Source organism: Polaribacter sp. 20A6, from assembly GCF_011378915.1.
Taxonomy (GTDB): Bacteria; Bacteroidota; Bacteroidia; order Flavobacteriales; family Flavobacteriaceae; genus Polaribacter; species Polaribacter sejongensis.
In genome coordinates this window covers 14,072-31,154 of sequence record NZ_WTPZ01000002.1, presented here as the reverse complement: position 1 = coordinate 31,154, position 17,083 = coordinate 14,072, and the positions used below count along the sequence as shown (strand labels likewise).

Genomic DNA, 17,083 nt, shown 5'->3' with positions numbered 1-17,083 from the left:
CATGATTACAAAAAAAGTTTTTAAGCTGATGTTAATTATGTGTTGGCTGTTTCTTTTAAATGGAAACTCGTATGCACAAGAAACAAAAGACAAATATGATGGAAGCTGGGAATCTCTTCAGAAAATGGAAGTTCCTGCTTGGTTTGATGATGGTAAAATAGGAATTTTTATCCATTGGGGACCTTATTCTGTTATTGGTCATAGAAAAGGAGATAGAGGTTATGCAGAACATGGACCAAAGATTTTATACGAAGATCCAGCCTATTATTATCCGTATATGAAAGAGCGTTGGGGAGCAAATCCACCAGAATTTGGATATAAAGATATTATTCCAGAATTTAAAGCAGAAAACTGGAATCCAGAAGAATGGGCTGAACTATTTGCAGAAGTAGGTGCAAAATATGTAGTGTTAACAGCAGAACATCATGATGGTTGGGCAAATTGGGATTCTGATTTAACGCCATGGAATTCTGTAGATATGGGGCCAAAAAGAGATATTGTTGGAGATTTAGGAAAAGCGGTTAGAGAAAAAGGTTTAAAATATGCGCCTTCGTATCACAGAGAAAGACATACTGGTTTTTTTGCAACAAAAAAATATGTGGTTAATGCTGATCCAAGAGCAGATATTGTAGAAGAAATAAAACGCATGCCAAAAGCAAAATTACTTTACGGACCTTTTACTTATAGCAAAGAGTTTGTAGATGATTATGTTGCACGTTGGAAAGAAATTCAAGATAAATACCAACCAGATTTTTTATGGATTGATGATATTCCAATTTTTACAAGAGATGGAAACAATGCTGCTAAAGGACAGTTTAAACCAGAAATTCAATATTATTATGATCAGTTACGATTAATGATTACTGATTTTATGAATAATGGAGCTGCACATGGTCAAGAAGTGTATTTGAACAACAAAGGAGGAAATAGAAACTGGCCAGATGGTGTTGGTGCTTTAGAGAAAGACAATTTAAGATTAAAAGTAATCGGTCCAAAATGGCAAAGTTGTACCACTTTTGGTACTTCATTTGGATATTTAGCAGCAGAAGAAGACCCAAATTATCCACATAAAAAGAAATCGGTAGAAGAGGTTATTCACGAAATGGTAGAAATTATTAGTCGTAATGGAAACTTTTTAATAAATATTGGACCAAAAGCAGATGGAACCATTCCTGCATGGCAAGTAGAACGTTTAAAAGCAATGGGTGCTTGGTTAAAAATAAATGGAGAAGCTATTTATGATTCTCGTTATTGGAAAATAACACATCAAGACAACGAAAACTTATCTTTTACAACAAACGGAAAAAATTTATTTGCAATTAAAACAACTAAACCTTTAAAATCATTTGTAATTGAAGGAACTAAAGGGTGGAAAAAAAGAGATGTAAAAGCAGTTTCCTTATTGGGGAGTGATGCAGAAGTTAAATATAAAATGACTTCAAAAGGACTTTTTATTACGCCTCCAAAAAACTTAGGTAAAACTACCTATGCTTGGTCTTTTAAAATAGAAACTAAAAAAGAGCAACATCATGCTAATGTAATTCAAAAAGACGCTTCAAAAGCACTAAAAGGAACCAAAAAAGTAGATTTAGACGGGTTTGATAAAGATTAAAAAAACACCCAGAAAAGTTAGCTAAGTTAATAAACTTATTTGAAAAATATGTAGACGATTATAGAACTAGGACAGGGAAAAAATTACTAATGATAGTAAAATTGATATTAGAAAAACGTATTTGAATTATAGAAAAAAGAGTTAATAGAATAAAATTAAGAATGCTTAAACAATTTCAATTATATAATTATATCACACTCGCTATAATCAGCAGTATGGTTTTGCTTTTTGTATGTAAATCTAAGAGTAGTAAAATAATTGAGAAAAGTGCACCTGTAGGATTATCTGTAGAATATATTCGGCAACCACAAAACACTCTAATTATAGACTTAAAACCAGAATTTGCTTGGGAGTTACCAAGAGCTGCAGTGCAACAATGGTCGTATCAAATATTGGTTGCATCTTCTAAAGAGTTTATTGAAAATGATAATGGAGATATTTGGAATTCAGGAAAAATAGAAAGCAGTAATTCAGTAAATATTGCGTTTAATGGAGCGACTCTAGAAGTAGGTGAAACTTATTTTTGGAAAGTGAAAATTTGGGATATAAATCAAAAAGAAACTCAATTTTCAGAAATTCAAAGATTTAAAACGGGTGTTAAAAAAGGTGTAATTACAAGTGCAAATAGTTTTCAAATTGATAAAATAAAACCTACAAAAATTCAGAAAACAAGTAATAATTCTTACTTCATTGATTTTGGAAAAGATGCTTTTGCAACACTTAAATTCAATTATAAAACAGCTACAAAAGACACCCTTGTTTTTCATATTGGAGAACAATTGATTCATGGTGAAATAAACAGAAATCCGGAAGGGACAATCCGTTATCAAAAAATAAAAGTACCCGTAATCCCAAACATTGTAGAGTATCAATTAAAAATTACACCAGACAAAAGAAATACAAAATCGATTGCTGTGGCGTTACCAGATTCTTTTCCGGTATTGATGCCTTTTAGATATGTTGAGGTAGAAAATGTTAAATACGCTATTACTGCAGATAATTTTACCCAATTGGTATACCGCAGCTATTGGGAAGATGATGAAAGTTATTTTAAAAGCTCAGATTCTATATTAAATCAAGTTTGGGATTTATGCAAATATACCATTAAAGCAACAACATTTGCTGGTTTGTATGTAGATGGAGATAGAGAACGTATTCCGTATGAAGCCGATGCGTATTTAAATCAGTTAAGTCATTATACAACCGATAAAGAATATGCTATGGCACGCCAAACTATAGAATATTTTATGGAGAATCCTACATGGCCAACAGAATGGCAATTGCATGTAGCATTGATGTTTCATGCAGATTATATGTACACTGGTAATTCAGAATTAATTGAAAAGTATTATGATGAGTTAAAGCATAAAACATTGATGGAATTAAAGCGTGAAGATGGATTGATAAGCTCTTCTAAATCAACTCCAGAATTCATGAAAAAATTGGGTTTTAAAAATAAAAAAACAAAATTAAAAGACATTGTAGATTGGCCTCCAGCTCAAAAAGATAGCTATTGGAAACTAGCAACTGCAGAAGGTGAACGTGATGGATTTGTTTTTACTCCAATTAATACGGTTATAAATTGCTTGTATTACAGAAATGTAGAAATAATGGCAGAATTTGCTCAACTACTTGGTAAAACAGCAGAAGAAAAAGAATATCGTGCTTTAGCAGCTCAGGTTAAAACATCTATAAACAATAAATTGTTTGATAAAAGCAACCGTTTTTATAAAGATGGTGAAGATACAAACCATGCATCATTACACGCTAATATGATGGCTTTAGCGTTTAATATTGTGCCAGAAAAACATGTTACATCTGTAGCAGAATTTATTAAATCGAGAGGAATGGCATGTAGTGTTTACGGAGCTCAATATTTGTTAGAAGCACTTTATAACGCCAATGAAAGTGAGTATGCATTCAGTTTATTAACATCAAAAGAAAATAGAAGTTGGTATAATATGATACAAATAGGTGCTACGATGACTTTAGAATCTTGGGACATGAAGTACAAACCAAATTCTGATTGGAACCATGCTTGGGGTGCAGCTCCTGCAAATATAATTCCTAGATATTTATGGGGAATAAAACCGTTAACACCTGGTTATACAATCGCTTCCATAAAACCACAATTAGAAGGGCTTAATTCAACCTCTATTATTGTACCAACCATAAGAGGAAAGATAAAAGCAGCGTATGCTTTGGAAGAAGACAATATAGAAAGATATGTTATAGAAATTCCTACGAATATGAAAGCTGAATTTGAAGTAACACCAACTTCAACAGTAAAAGTTAATAATGAATTAAAACTTAGTAAAACAGGTGTTTTGCACTTACAATCGGGTGTAAATAATATAGAAGTATATAATTGATAAAATAATGAAAGAATCAAATTTATATAAAAAAATAGGAGTTGCAATTTTAATGTTGTTGGGTGTTTTTTGTTGTGATGTAAGTGCACAGAATACAAGTAAATCGTCTTTAATTTTAGACATGGTACATCATAATCCGGGAGAAGCTCCTTATAAAACGGATTATAATGATCCGTCAGTAATTAAAGAAATGGGTTATAATGGAAAAGTGTATTTCCTTTTTGAATCTCCCGCTTTGGCAATTAATTGGGAGTCTGTAGATGAAGATATTTTACCAAAAGGCTCTAAAGAACGTACTTGGGTAGATGATAAAGCGATGCAAATAAAAAAAATGCATGCGGATTGTAAAGCACAAGATATCGCTATTTATGCCATGACAGATTTGGTTTTGTTCCCAAAGAAACTTATTGAAAAATTTAAGATTCAAGATACTTTTGGAGACCCAAATAATGCCATAACAGAAAAATTAATTCGTGCTCAAATTAATGAAATGTTCAACCAATTTCCAGATTTAGATGGTTTGGTTGTGCGTATTGGAGAAACTTATTTACACGATGCTCCTTATCACCAAGGTGCTATAAAAGACAAGTCAAATCCGCAAAAAACCATCATTCCGTTAATGAATATTTTACGTGAAGAGATTTGTGTAAAGCGTAATAAGCAACTTATTTTTAGAACTTGGGTTGCTTTCGATCGGAATTTAAAATCTTATTTAGAGGTAAGTGATGCCGTAGAACCGCATCCAAATTTAATAATTGGTATTAAGCATTGCGAAGGAGATTTTCATAGAGGTCGCCCGTTTAGTAAAATAATCGGAGAAGGGCGTCATCGCCAAATTATAGAAGTTCAGTCGGCTCGTGAATATGAAGGAAAAGGCGCGTATCCTAATTATATTGCTAATGGAGTAATAGAAGGTTTTGAGGAACATGCAAGAATGCCAGAAGATAAAATAAACAGTATTCGAGAATTTGCAAGCCAAAAACCAGAATTATTTGCAGGAGTTTGGACTTGGTCTCGTGGAGGTGGATGGGAAGGTCCGTATATAAAAAATGAAATGTGGTGCGATTTAAATTCGTGGGTTATGGCACAATGGGCTAATGATACACAACAGACAGAAGAAAGTATTTTTAATAGATATGCTATAGAAAAGTTGCACCTTAAAACTAAAGATGTTGCTAATTTTAGAAAACTATGTTTGCTTTCTGCGGAAGCGGTTGTAAGAGGAAGAAACACCACTTTTTTTGATATGAATCCTTGGTGGACAAGAGATCAAGGAATTGGATGGCCAAATCCAGCAAAAACGGCAATTGGACAGAAAAGAAATCTTCAACAAAAAGATGAATCCGTAAAAAAGTGGAAGCAAATTGTAAAACTAGCAAAAGCGATAGACTGGAATAATGAGGAAACAAAAAACTTTTCTATTGGTTCTGCAGAATATGGATTAAGATTGTATAAAATTTATAGAACATTGGTTTATATGTCTGATGCAGTTTCTAAAAATGATCAAAAAGCAATTCAAAAATGGATTATAAAGTATGATAAGGCTTGGGAATCTTATAAAAAAATTCCAGAAGAATTTAATTCAATAGCAACCTTATATACACAAGAATTTAATAGGCATATAGAAGTTAATGCAGATAAAAAGGTAGATAAACTTAGAAATAAATAATTAGAAAAAAGGAGTTGTTATGATGTATAAACTAAAGAAAAAAAGAATTGTTTTTTCACTTTTATTAGGATTTGTTTTCTTGATGAATGCTTGTTCTAAAAATGAAGAAATAAAACAAATTAAATCACCAAATGCAGCTGTACAATTAAGTTTAGATGCTGTAGACGGAAATTTAATTTATATGTTGAATTGGAATAATGAAATGGTTGTTGATGCATCAGTTTTATCAATTAAACCAAATTCTAACATTGAAATTATTAAAACCGAAACCAAAACTTTAAATAGTACTTGGAAACCAGTTTGGGGACAATTTAGCGAAATTCAAGATCATTATAACGAGCTTGTTTTAACCCTAAAAGTTGATGAAATTCAAGGAAAACTATATGCAAGAGCGTATAATGAAGGGATTGGTTTTCGTTTTGAATTGGATAACGTAAAACCAGAAAATCAATTCAATTTTTATAGCGAATATAACCTGGCAAAGAATGATGTTATTTATTATCCGTCAGGAGAAGCTCCACCTAAAGGGCCTCTTAAAATACAGAATTTAACCTCTACAGAGAATAAAAAACAGAAATTCCACATACCAATTGTTGTAGAAACAGCTTCTCAAAAACACCTTTCTATTTTAGAATCAGATTTGGTTTCATCCAGAGGGTTTAAAACCATGAAAGTAGATTTTGATAATAGTACAGAGAAACTAATTTCTGTAAGTGAAATTAAAAATCAAAAAGGAAAACTTATTACGCCTTGGAAAGTAATTTTAGTGGGAGAAACAGCTGGAGATTTAGTTACCAATTCTGTAACATTAAATTTAGCAACACCTAATAAAATAGAAAATACAGATTGGATAAAACCTGGTAAAACTTTGTGGGATTGGCGTGTACATGGTTATACAGCAAAAGATGGTTTTGTATATGGTGTAAACACCGAGAGTTACAAGCGTTTTATAGATTTTGCTGCAGAAAAAAAGATCGAATATTTTTTAATTGATGCCAATTGGTACACAAAAACAAGCAAAGGGCATTTTGAAATTGCTAAAGAATTAGACTTACAAACTGTAGTTGAGTATGCCGCAGAAAAAGAAGTAGAATTGTTACTTTATTATGACAGGCATAAAGGAAATTATGGGGATGATGCATTGTTTCCATATTTTAATTCTTTAAACATGAAAGGGATAAAATATGGCTTTATGGGCAATAATCCAGATTTTTCTAGAGATGCTATTATTAAAAGTGCAGAGAATAAATTACTCATCGATTTTCATGACAGTCCTGTGCCTTACACGGGAGTTAGCAGAACGTATCCGAATGCAATTACAAGAGAGTATTGCCACGCGCAACAAGATTCTAGAAAAGCATTTACGCCAGAAACCTTTATTAAAATGGCTTTAATAAATGCGATTCAGGGCCCTTTAGATATGAATAATGGAAATTTCGATTTGTTAAATATCAACAGTGGAAAAAGACAAAAAGGACCGAGAAAATCAAACACTTATTTTTCTACAGTTACGTCAGAAGTTGCAAGAACCTTGGTTATTTTCAGTGGTTTAGTTTGTATACCAGATGCTCCGGAAGCTTATGCAGCAAAAGAAGATTTGTTTGAATTTATTCAGAAAATGCCAGTAGGTAAATGGGATGAAACTAGAATTTTAAATTCTGCAATGGCAAAAAATATAACTACAGCTAGACGTCATGGAAAAGAATGGTTTATTGGTAGTGTCATAGATCGAAAAGGAGGAACACTTGATATCAATTTAGATTTTCTAGAAGAAGGCATCAATTACGAAGTAACTTATTATGAAGACACACCAGAAACGGATTGTAAAACAAACCCAGAAGCGTATCAAATAAGAAAAGGAATGGTAACAAAAGGAGAATTGATTCAAGCAAAATTAGCTCCTGGAGGCGGACATTGTATGTGGATCCGCCCAGAAATAAATCAATAAAAGATAAAATCAAATACTAAAAATAAAAGAACATGAATATACATAAGTTTGCAATAATTGCATTGTTAATAAGTTTAAATTTTAGCTGTAAGAGTAAAATTATAACACCTAAAACACCTCAGAATACGTATTCAAATAAAATGAAATTAGAATATATAGGTGTTGCTGCAGAGCATAAAGGCATGCATGTTTGGGGTTCTTCTCCTGTAATAGACAAAGAGGGTAAAGTGCATTTGTTTGCAGCACAATGGTCTATGGATACTCAAAAAGATTTTAGTGGCTGGTTTAAAGATTGTGAAATAGGGCATTATGTTAGTGATAGTCCAGAAGGTCCTTTTAAATATGTTGGTGTTGCGGTAGCAGATAAAGATGGGTTATTTAATTCACCACACAATCCAACAGTTAATTATATTGATGGTAAATATGTGCTAAATTTTATTGTAAATGAAAACAATAAATTAAAAACACAACGTATTGTAATGTATGTAGCAGATGATCTTAATGACACCTGGAAACCCGCAAAAGGAGCAGAAGCAGACGGAACAATTTTAAGAAAACCCAAAGATTCAACAATATGGAATTATAAGGCAATATTAGGGGTTTCTAATCCGTCGTTAATAAAGTTTAAAGGCAAATATATGTTGTATCATAAATCGGTTATTCCTAGGGAAAAAAGAGGAGGAGCATATACATACGGAGTTGCAGTAGCAGATAAATTAGAAGGACCTTATGTTATTCAACCCAAAAAAGTAACGCCTCCGAACATGGCGTTAGAAGATGCATTTGCTTATACCGCAAACGATTCTGTGTTTATGATAAGTCGTGATTTTGGAAGCACATTCGGAAATAGTGGTGGTGGTATTTTATGGAGATCAGCAGATGGATTTATTTTTCCTAAAGAAAACGCTAAAAGAGGTTATGAAGATTTAGCACATTATTTAGGTAAAGAAACCTTAGAAAAAGGAACAGCATACAGAGGTAAAAAAGATGGGCATTTAGAGCGTGCACAAGTATTGATAATAAATGGTGTACCAGCTTACCTTTATTTAGCAACAGGTGTACAAGTAAAAGAAGGTTTTGGTAGTAGCTCTCATGTGTTTAAAATTAATTTTAAATAATACTGATTTTATAAAATAATTATAATGAAACAAGTAATAAGCAAACTACTACTTTTTTTTATCCTACTTGTAGGATTTGAAACACTAAATGCGCAGACTAAATTACCTTCTATTTTGTCTGATAATATGCTTTTACAACAATCTGCTGATGTAAAAATATGGGGTTGGGATGCACCAGGGCAAAGTATTGTTGTGAATCCATCTTGGACAAAATCAGTAAAAACAACAACGAATAAAGAAGGAAAATGGCAAGTATTAGTAAGCACACCTAAAGCAGCTAAAACAGGAAAGTTGAAAATAACTGGTTCAACAAAACTAACCATCAATAATGTTTTATTCGGAGAAGTTTGGTTGTGTTCTGGGCAATCGAATATGGAAAGACAATTGGGTTTTCAGAATCATCAAAAACCGATTGTAAATTTCTGGGAAGAATCTCAAAAAGCAACATATCCAAGTATTCGTATGTTTTTAGTAAAGAAGAAAAAATCGAATACTCCCTTAGAAGATTGTGAAGGAGAATGGGTAGAATGCGCACCACAAACGGTTTTAAATTTTTCTGCAGTTGGTTATTTTTATGGAAAACAGTTGGTAGATAATTTAAAAATACCAGTTGGATTAATTCAATCTGCATGGGGAGGAACCAAAGTAGAACCTTGGACGCCAATAGAAGGTGTAGAAAAATCAGCTTTAGAAAACGGAGGTCAAAAAAGATTCTCTAATTTGTACAATGGTATGATTTCGCCTATTATCAACTATAAAATAAGAGGCGCAATTTGGTATCAAGGAGAATCGAATGTATCAAACTGGAAAGAATACAAAACGCTTTTTCCGAATATGATAACAAGTTGGAGAGCACAATGGAATATTGGTAATTTTCCTTTTTATTTCGTGCAAATAGCACCTTATAATTACCCGGATAAATTTGGAGTACCGCAAATTGTAGAAGCGCAATTAGAAGCCTTGAAGTTACCAAATACAGGTGTTGCTGGTACCCAAGACATTGGTGCCATTTATGATATTCATCCGCCAGAAAAAAAAGAAGTAGGGCGCAGATTAAGTTTAGTTTCCTTACATAAAACGTATGGTAAAAATGATGTTATTTATTCAGGACCTACTTTAAAATCGTACAAAACAGAAGGGCAAAAATTAGTGCTAAATTTTGAGACCTTAGGATCTAAACTACATTCTGTTGGTGCTGCAATGGGTAAAATTTCGGCATTTTATATTTCTGGGGAAAACAAAACGTTTCACAAGGCAAATGTAAAACAAGAAGGAAACAAAATGATATTGAGCTCACCCAAAGTATCAAAACCTGTTGCGGTAAGATATAACTGGTCTAACAATGCCAATGGAACTCTTTATAATAAAGAAGGCTTACCGGCACTTCCTTTTAGAACAGATAATTGGGATGAAGTGTTCTATGCAGAGTAATTTTTTAATAGACTAACTATGAAACATAAAAAATCATATAGATACCGTAAAATTGGAGTTATAGGATGCATGATTTTATGCATTGCATCCTGTTCTTCTAAAAAGAAAACTGAAGCGGTAAAAGAGACGCTTTCAAAAGGTTCAATAAACAAACTAAATAAAAATAAAAATATGACAACGTATGCAGATGATGTTTCTTTCATGGAAAGTTATATCGATTTAATTCAACTTTCTAATGCTTCAGGAGATTCTAAAGTAGCTATTTCTGCAGCTTTACAAGGTAGGGTAATGACGAGTAGTGCTTTTGGAGAAAGCGGAAGAAGTTATGGTTGGATTAATAAAAAATTATTTGAGTCAGAAGAAATTCAAGAACATATAAATGTATACGGAGGAGAAGAACGTTTTTGGTTAGGACCAGAAGGCGGACAGTATTCAATCTTTTTTAAAAAAGGAGATGAGTTTATTTTAGATGATTGGTTTACTCCAAGATTGATTGATTTAGAACCTTTTGATGTGAAGAACAAAACTTCAAATAAGGTAATTCTCACCAAAGAAGCATCGTTAAAAAACTATGGTGGTTTTCAGTTTGATTTAGGAATTGAGCGTGAAATTTCAATATTATCAAAAGAAAATTTACAAAAAGAGTTGGGTTTAGATTTGCTTGACGAAAGCATTAAAACGGTAGCTTATCAAACTAAAAACACACTTACTAATTTAGGTGATTCTGATTGGAAAAAAGAAACAGGATTACTTTCTATTTGGATGTTGGGTATGTACAATCACTCTCCTAATACCACGATTATGATCCCTTATATTTCTGGGGAAGAATCAGAGTTAGGTATTCCAGTAAACGATACCTATTTTGGTAAAGTACCAGTAGATCGTTTGATAGTAAAAGAAGGCATTATTTATTTTAGTGGAGATGGTCAGTACAGAAGTAAAATAGGATTATCTCCAATGAGAGCTAAGGATGTTGCAGGTTCTTACGATTCTGAAAATGGTGTTTTAACCATTCTAAAATACAACAAACCAAAAGACGAAACGGACTATGTAAACTCTATGTGGGAGATTCAAAAAGAACCTTTTTCGGGCGATGTAATTAATGCTTATAATGATGGAGAACCAAGTCCAGGTGAAAAACCATTAGGTCCTTTTTATGAATTAGAAACATCTTCACCAGCAATGGCTTTAAAGTCTGGAGAAAGTGGAATACATATACAATTAACGTGTCATTTAGAAGGAGGTATTGATGCTTTAAACCCAATTATAAAGAAGGTGTTTGGAGTAACAGCCGAAGACATTAAAAAGGCTTTTTAATAATAAATAATGACACATTCAAATTTTAAAAAAAAAATAAGTCTATTTGTTTTTATAGTAATAAACCTTCTTCTTTTAACAAGTTGTAAAACTAAAAGTGAAGAGAAACCACAGACAAAAGAAAGTATTGAAAAAGTTTCTAGTTCTCAAAACATTAAATTTACGTATCAAGAAATTACCGGTATTGGTAAAGATTCTTTGTACAATAGAAGAGATAATAGTGATGTTGTAAAAGTTGGCGATACCTATTATGTTTGGTATTCTAAAATGGTGAGTCCAACAATTTCGGGATATTGGGCAACTATTTGGTACGCTACTTCTAAAGATAAAGGATATACTTGGCAAGAGCAAGGTATGGCACTAGATATTGGTAAAGAAGGTGGGTTTGATGATCATTCCGTTTTTACGCCTAATATTTTAGAATATCATGGAAAATATTATATGTATTATACAGGTGTAAAGCCAACACCAGGTAATAAAAAAGGAGAGTTTGAAAATAATTCCAAAAATGATATTACTGCAATAGGACTAGCAGTTTCGAATACTCCAGATGGACCATTTGTTCGTGTTAAAAATAACCCTGTTTTAACCATTAGTGATGTTGCAGAAGATTTTGATAGCTACAGAATAGATGATGCTAGTTTATTAGTAAAAGAAGATAAAATATGGCTGTATTACAAAGGTAGATCTATTGTTCACGGAAATAAAGGAGCACATTTTACACAAATGAGCGTTGCTATTGCTGATTCTCCAGAAGGACCTTATGTAAAACAAACCAAACCTCTTTTAGACAAAAGTCATGAGGTTTTAGTATGGAAAACGAAAGAAGGAATTTCTTCTTTAGCTTCTATAAATCATCGTATAAGTACTGCTTCAGATGGGCTTAATTTTAAACCTCATTATCAAAATTTAAAGAAAGTACCAAAAGCGCCAGGGTTGTTTAGATCAAGTTTATCAGATACTAATAGTTTTGATGAATTGCCTAATTGGGGAATTGCAATGATTCAAAAAAAAGGAGTTGCTTATTTGTTGAGGTTTGAAATAACAGCCGAATAAATTATCAGTATAGAAAACTGAACAAAACACAAATTATTATGATAAAACACATTAAGAACACACTACTCTTATCAGCATTAGGCTTGCTTTTAGGATGCAATTCTAAACCAGAAGTGGCTAAAGAAACATCAAACACGATTCCTAGAAAACCAAATGTCTTATTTATTTTGGTAGATGATTTGGGTTATGCAGATGTAAGCGTAATGGGAAGTAGATATTACGAAACGCCAAACATCGACAAAATAGCAAAAGCAGGGACTGTTTTTACAAACGGATATGCAGCTTGTACCGTTTGTAGTCCATCTAGAGCAAGTTTAATGACAGGGCAATTACCGGCAAGACATGGAATTACGCAGTTTGAAGGAAATAATTTAAGTGGTGAAGCTTGGAAAACGCGTAAACGTTACACAAAATTATTACCACCAGAATTTAAACATCATTTAGACTCTAGTACGGTAACCATAGCAGAAGCTTATAAAGAGCAGGGTTATGCTACTTTCTTTGCAGGGAAATGGCACTTAGGTAGTAAAGAAGAAAAATCGTTACCAACAGATCATGGTTTTGATGTAAACATAGGAGGAAACGAAGCAGGAGGTCCAAGTGGAGGTTATTTTTCTCCATATAAGAATGCTAATTTACCAAATTTACCAGAAGAAAAAGGACTGAATTTATCAATGAAATTGGCAAGAGAAACAAGTAAGTTTATCACTAAAAATAAGGATAGTCACTTTTTTGCATACCTTTCTTTTTATGCGGTTCATGGTCCGATACAAACTACCAAAGAAAAATGGACAAAGTATAGAGATAAAGCAGAAAAAAAGGGAATTCATGAAACAGGTTTCGAAATGGAACGTGTTTTACCAGCTAGAAAATACCAAGACAATCCTGTGTACGCAGGTTTAGTTGAACAAGTTGATGAGGCTATTGGTACAGTAATAAAAACTTTAAAAGAGTTAAATTTAGATAAAAATACTATTGTTGTTTTTACTTCGGATAACGGAGGAGTTACCTCTGGAGATGCTTTTTCTACCAATCAATTGAGTTTAAGAGGAGGAAAAGGATATCAATGGGAAGGCGGAATTAGAATTCCATATTTTATTGATGTTCCTTGGTTAAAGCAAAGTGGAGCAAATATCAATGTTCCGGTGTCAGGGGTAGATTTATTTCCAACATTATTAGACTTATCTGGTTTGCCATTAAAACCAGAAGCACATAAAGATGGAGTGAGTTTAAAACCACTTTTATTAGGAGAAAATATTGATAAAAGACCTCTTTATTGGCATTATCCACATTACGGAAATCAAGGAGGAGAACCAAGTTCTATCATTAGAAAAGGAAAGTGGAAACTGATATATTATTGGGAAGACAACCATACAGAATTGTACAATTTAGATGCCGATTTAGGGGAGCGTACAGATGTTGCAGAAAGCAATCCAGAAATTGCAACACAGATGAAAACGCAGTTGTTAGATTGGTTAGAATCTATGGGAACACATTATGCAACCAAAGATGCTTTATGGGACAAAGCTGCTCGTAAAATCTGGTTAGATAATCAGAAAACAAAAAGATTACCTAGTTTAGAAAAGCAACGTAAACAAATGCTTTCACCAGATTGGAAACCCAATAAAGATTGGTGGGGAAGTGAAGTTGAAACTAAATAATTTATAAAATGAAATCAAAATATATAGCAGTAACTTTTTTATTATTTATCTGTTCAATTTTTACTATTGGAGCACAAGATATAAAGCCAGATAAAAAATTATTGTACAAAGTAATTGATGGAGATAGTTTGTATTTGCATGTGTTTCAACCCAAAGAAATTAAAACCCCAACAGCTGTAATTGTCTTCTTTTTTGGAGGTGGTTGGGTTGGTGGAAATCCGAAGCAATTTTATCAGCAAAGTGACTATTTTGCTTCTAGAGGAATATTGGCAATTTCTGCGGAATACAGAGTGAAAAATGCACACGGAACTACTCCTTTTGAGTGTGTAGAAGATGGTAAATCTGCCATTCGTTGGGTAAGAGAACATGCCAAAGAGTTAAATATTAATCCAGATAAAATTGTGGCAAGTGGAGGTTCTGCAGGAGGTCATGTAGCAGTTTCTACAGCGGTGATTGATGGTTTTGAAAATGCAAATGAGAATTTATTAGCGAGCTCAGTACCTAATGCAGTTATTGTTTATAACCCTGTTTTAGACACCACAGAAAAAGGCTATGGAGCAAAAAAAATGGTCGGTAGAGAAACTGAAATTTCACCTGTAGATCAATTGAAAAAAAAGCTGCCTCCTATGTTATTGTTTCATGGAACAAAAGATAGAACGGTACCTTTTGAAAATGCTTTTCGTTTTAATGAAAAAATGAAGGAATTAGGAAATGACAGTAAATTGGTTGCTATAGAAAATGTAGATCATGGTTTTTTTAATGGTGATTTTTTTAGAAATGGTTTCGGAAATAAATACTACAATTTAACATTGTATGACACCGATGTTTTCTTAAAAGAGTTAGGTTATTTAAAAGGGAAACCAACAATTTCTAGAGAGTTAAAACAAGTTTCTTGTATTGGAGATAGCAATACTAAAGCACAATATCCAAAATTTTTACAAGAGTATTTAGAAGCTAGTTATGAAGTTAAAAATTTTGGAAAAGGTGGTGCAACTTTAATCGACGGAACTTTTTTTCCGTATGATAAAACAGATGAATACAAGAAATCGCTGAAATTTACACCAGATATTGTGTTGCTTATGTTTGGTACAAACGATGCAAATCCTAAATGGTGTTTAGATTCTGCAAGAAAAACAGATTTTAAGGGTACTCCGCAAGAAGAATTTAAAAGTGAGTATGTTAAATTGATAAATGCTTATAAGAAGAAAAATAGCAAAGCAGAGATTTTTGTGTTAACGCCTTTACCTGTTTGGGCAAAGAAAAATCTAGAAAAGGAAAATATTGTTGAGCGTAAAGAACAGTTAAATAAATGGGTAATTCCGTTGGTAAAAGAAATTGCAGCAGAAGAAAATGTAAAACTAATAGATGTACATCAGCTAATGAAAAACAGTTTTAAATATTCTAGAGATGGTGTGCATCTTACAAAAGAAGGATATAAGGTTTTAGCAAAGAAAATATCAAAAGAAATAAAATAGTTTTAAAATGAAGAATTTATATATCGTAATACTTTGCGGAGTTTTATGGTCTTGTAATACCAATAAACCCGTAAAAAAAGACAGTAAACCAAATGTGATTGTCATTTTAATTGATGATGCTGGTTATGCAGATTTCGGCTTTATGGGTTGTGAAGACTTAGATACACCAAACATTGATAAACTGGCTAAAAGTGGAGTTGTTTTTACGGATGCGCATGTAAGTGCAACGGTTTGTGCACCAAGCAGAGCGGGTTTAATCACCGGAAAATACCAACAACGTTTTGGATTTGAAGCCAATGATACAGGAGATAAAGCTTCTGGTGATATTGGCCTTTCAGATGATGTGGTAACTATTGCAGATGTTTTTAAGAAAAATGGTTATAAAACAATGGCATTGGGTAAATGGCATTTGGGAAAAGAAGAATCTGATTTACCAAACAATCGTGGCTTTGATGAGTTTTATGGTTTTTTAACCGGAAGTAGATCTTATTTTCAATATGAAAATCCGAGTAAAGCGAAGATGCTACAACACAACGGAAAACGTGTAAAATTTGATGGATATATGACTGATGTTTTAGGAGATCAATCGGTGAAATATATTGAAGAGAATAAGGATAATCCGTTTTTTATGTACTTAGCCTACAACGCGGTTCACACACCAATGGAGGCAAAAAAGGAGCATTTAGAAAAGTATAAAAATCATCCAAGAAAGCAATTAGCGGCTATGACTTGGTCTTTAGATGAAAACGTTGGAAAACTTCAAAATAAATTAGAAGAACTGGGTATTGCAGATAACACGATTATTTATTTTTTAAGTGATAATGGCGGAGCAGCAAATAATTCATCGTCCGGAGGACCTTTAAAAGGTTGGAAAGGAAATAAATTTGAAGGTGGACATAGAGTTCCGTTTGTGGTAAGTTGGCCAGCACAGATTAAAGGAGGTCAGACTTTTACAGGATTGTCTTCTTCTTTAGACATTTTTACGACTTCTATGGCAGCAGCTAATATTCAAAAAGAGAAAGATTTAATTTTAGATGGAGTCAATCTTTTACCATATTTAAAAGGTGAAAAAAGAGGAGATCCACACACTCAATTATTTTGGAGAAAATTAGAAGAAGCAGGCGCAAGAATCGGTGATTATAAAATGGTGCGTTTGCAAGATTACGGAGCAACTTTGTACAATGTAGAAAATGATTTAGGTGAAATGAACGATCTTCAAAATTCTAATAAAGAAGAGTTTTATCAACTAGATACGGCTTTAAAAAACTGGGAATCTCAAATGATGGAACCACTTTGGGGAGAACCAAGAGATTGGATGGATGTTACGCATCATATTCACCAACGCTTAATGGAAAATAAGGAAGTATTGTATTCAGATCCTGGTAAAATGAAACGAGTATTATCTAAAGAAAATAAATAATAAT

At 32.7% G+C, this 17,083-nt stretch carries 11 protein-coding genes; all 11 read left to right on the top strand.

The window, feature by feature from the left end; genetic code table 11:
- Position 1 precedes the first annotated feature (1 nt).
- The 11 genes from GQS57_RS04015 to GQS57_RS03965 all read left to right on the top strand — a co-directional run bounded on the left by GQS57_RS04015 (position 2) and on the right by GQS57_RS03965 (position 17,079).
- Positions 2-1,612: an alpha-L-fucosidase gene (locus GQS57_RS04015; protein WP_165731306.1), complete on the top strand. Its 1,611-nt coding sequence runs from the start codon at positions 2-4 to the stop codon at positions 1,610-1,612.
- Positions 1,613-1,827: 215 nt separating this feature from the next.
- Complete coding sequence (locus tag GQS57_RS04010; RefSeq protein WP_205860202.1) at positions 1,828-3,984, top strand: alpha-L-rhamnosidase C-terminal domain-containing protein; 2,157 nt, start codon at positions 1,828-1,830, stop codon at positions 3,982-3,984.
- Between the two features lie 7 nt (positions 3,985-3,991).
- The gene (locus GQS57_RS04005; protein ID WP_205860201.1) at positions 3,992-5,653 is read left to right on the top strand and encodes a hypothetical protein; all 1,662 of its coding nucleotides are present in this window, start codon (positions 3,992-3,994) and stop codon (positions 5,651-5,653) included.
- A gap of 19 nt (positions 5,654-5,672) precedes the next feature.
- The gene (locus tag GQS57_RS04000; protein ID WP_205860200.1) at positions 5,673-7,601 is read left to right on the top strand and encodes a glycoside hydrolase family 97 protein; all 1,929 of its coding nucleotides are present in this window, start codon (positions 5,673-5,675) and stop codon (positions 7,599-7,601) included.
- Positions 7,602-7,633: 32 nt separating this feature from the next.
- Positions 7,634-8,719 (top strand): glycoside hydrolase family protein, encoded by a 1,086-nt coding sequence (locus GQS57_RS03995; RefSeq protein ID WP_165731304.1) that lies wholly within the window; start codon positions 7,634-7,636, stop codon positions 8,717-8,719.
- Positions 8,720-8,743: 24 nt separating this feature from the next.
- Entirely contained in the window at positions 8,744-10,150 is a 1,407-nt protein-coding gene (locus GQS57_RS03990) for a sialate O-acetylesterase (RefSeq protein WP_165731303.1), read from the top strand.
- An 18-nt stretch (positions 10,151-10,168) separates the two neighbouring features.
- Positions 10,169-11,467: a DUF6786 family protein gene (locus GQS57_RS03985; RefSeq protein ID WP_205860199.1), complete on the top strand. Its 1,299-nt coding sequence runs from the start codon at positions 10,169-10,171 to the stop codon at positions 11,465-11,467.
- A gap of 9 nt (positions 11,468-11,476) precedes the next feature.
- Complete coding sequence (locus GQS57_RS03980; protein WP_165731302.1) at positions 11,477-12,523, top strand: family 43 glycosylhydrolase; 1,047 nt, start codon at positions 11,477-11,479, stop codon at positions 12,521-12,523.
- A 38-nt stretch (positions 12,524-12,561) separates the two neighbouring features.
- On the top strand, positions 12,562-14,184 hold the full coding sequence (locus GQS57_RS03975) for a sulfatase (protein WP_205860198.1): 1,623 nt from the start codon (positions 12,562-12,564) through the stop codon (positions 14,182-14,184).
- An 8-nt stretch (positions 14,185-14,192) separates the two neighbouring features.
- A complete protein-coding gene (locus tag GQS57_RS03970; RefSeq protein ID WP_165731301.1) occupies positions 14,193-15,659 on the top strand; it encodes a GDSL-type esterase/lipase family protein in 1,467 nt (488 codons plus the stop codon).
- A 7-nt stretch (positions 15,660-15,666) separates the two neighbouring features.
- Positions 15,667-17,079: a sulfatase-like hydrolase/transferase gene (locus GQS57_RS03965; protein ID WP_165731300.1), complete on the top strand. Its 1,413-nt coding sequence runs from the start codon at positions 15,667-15,669 to the stop codon at positions 17,077-17,079.
- The last annotated feature ends 4 nt before the right edge of the window (positions 17,080-17,083 follow it).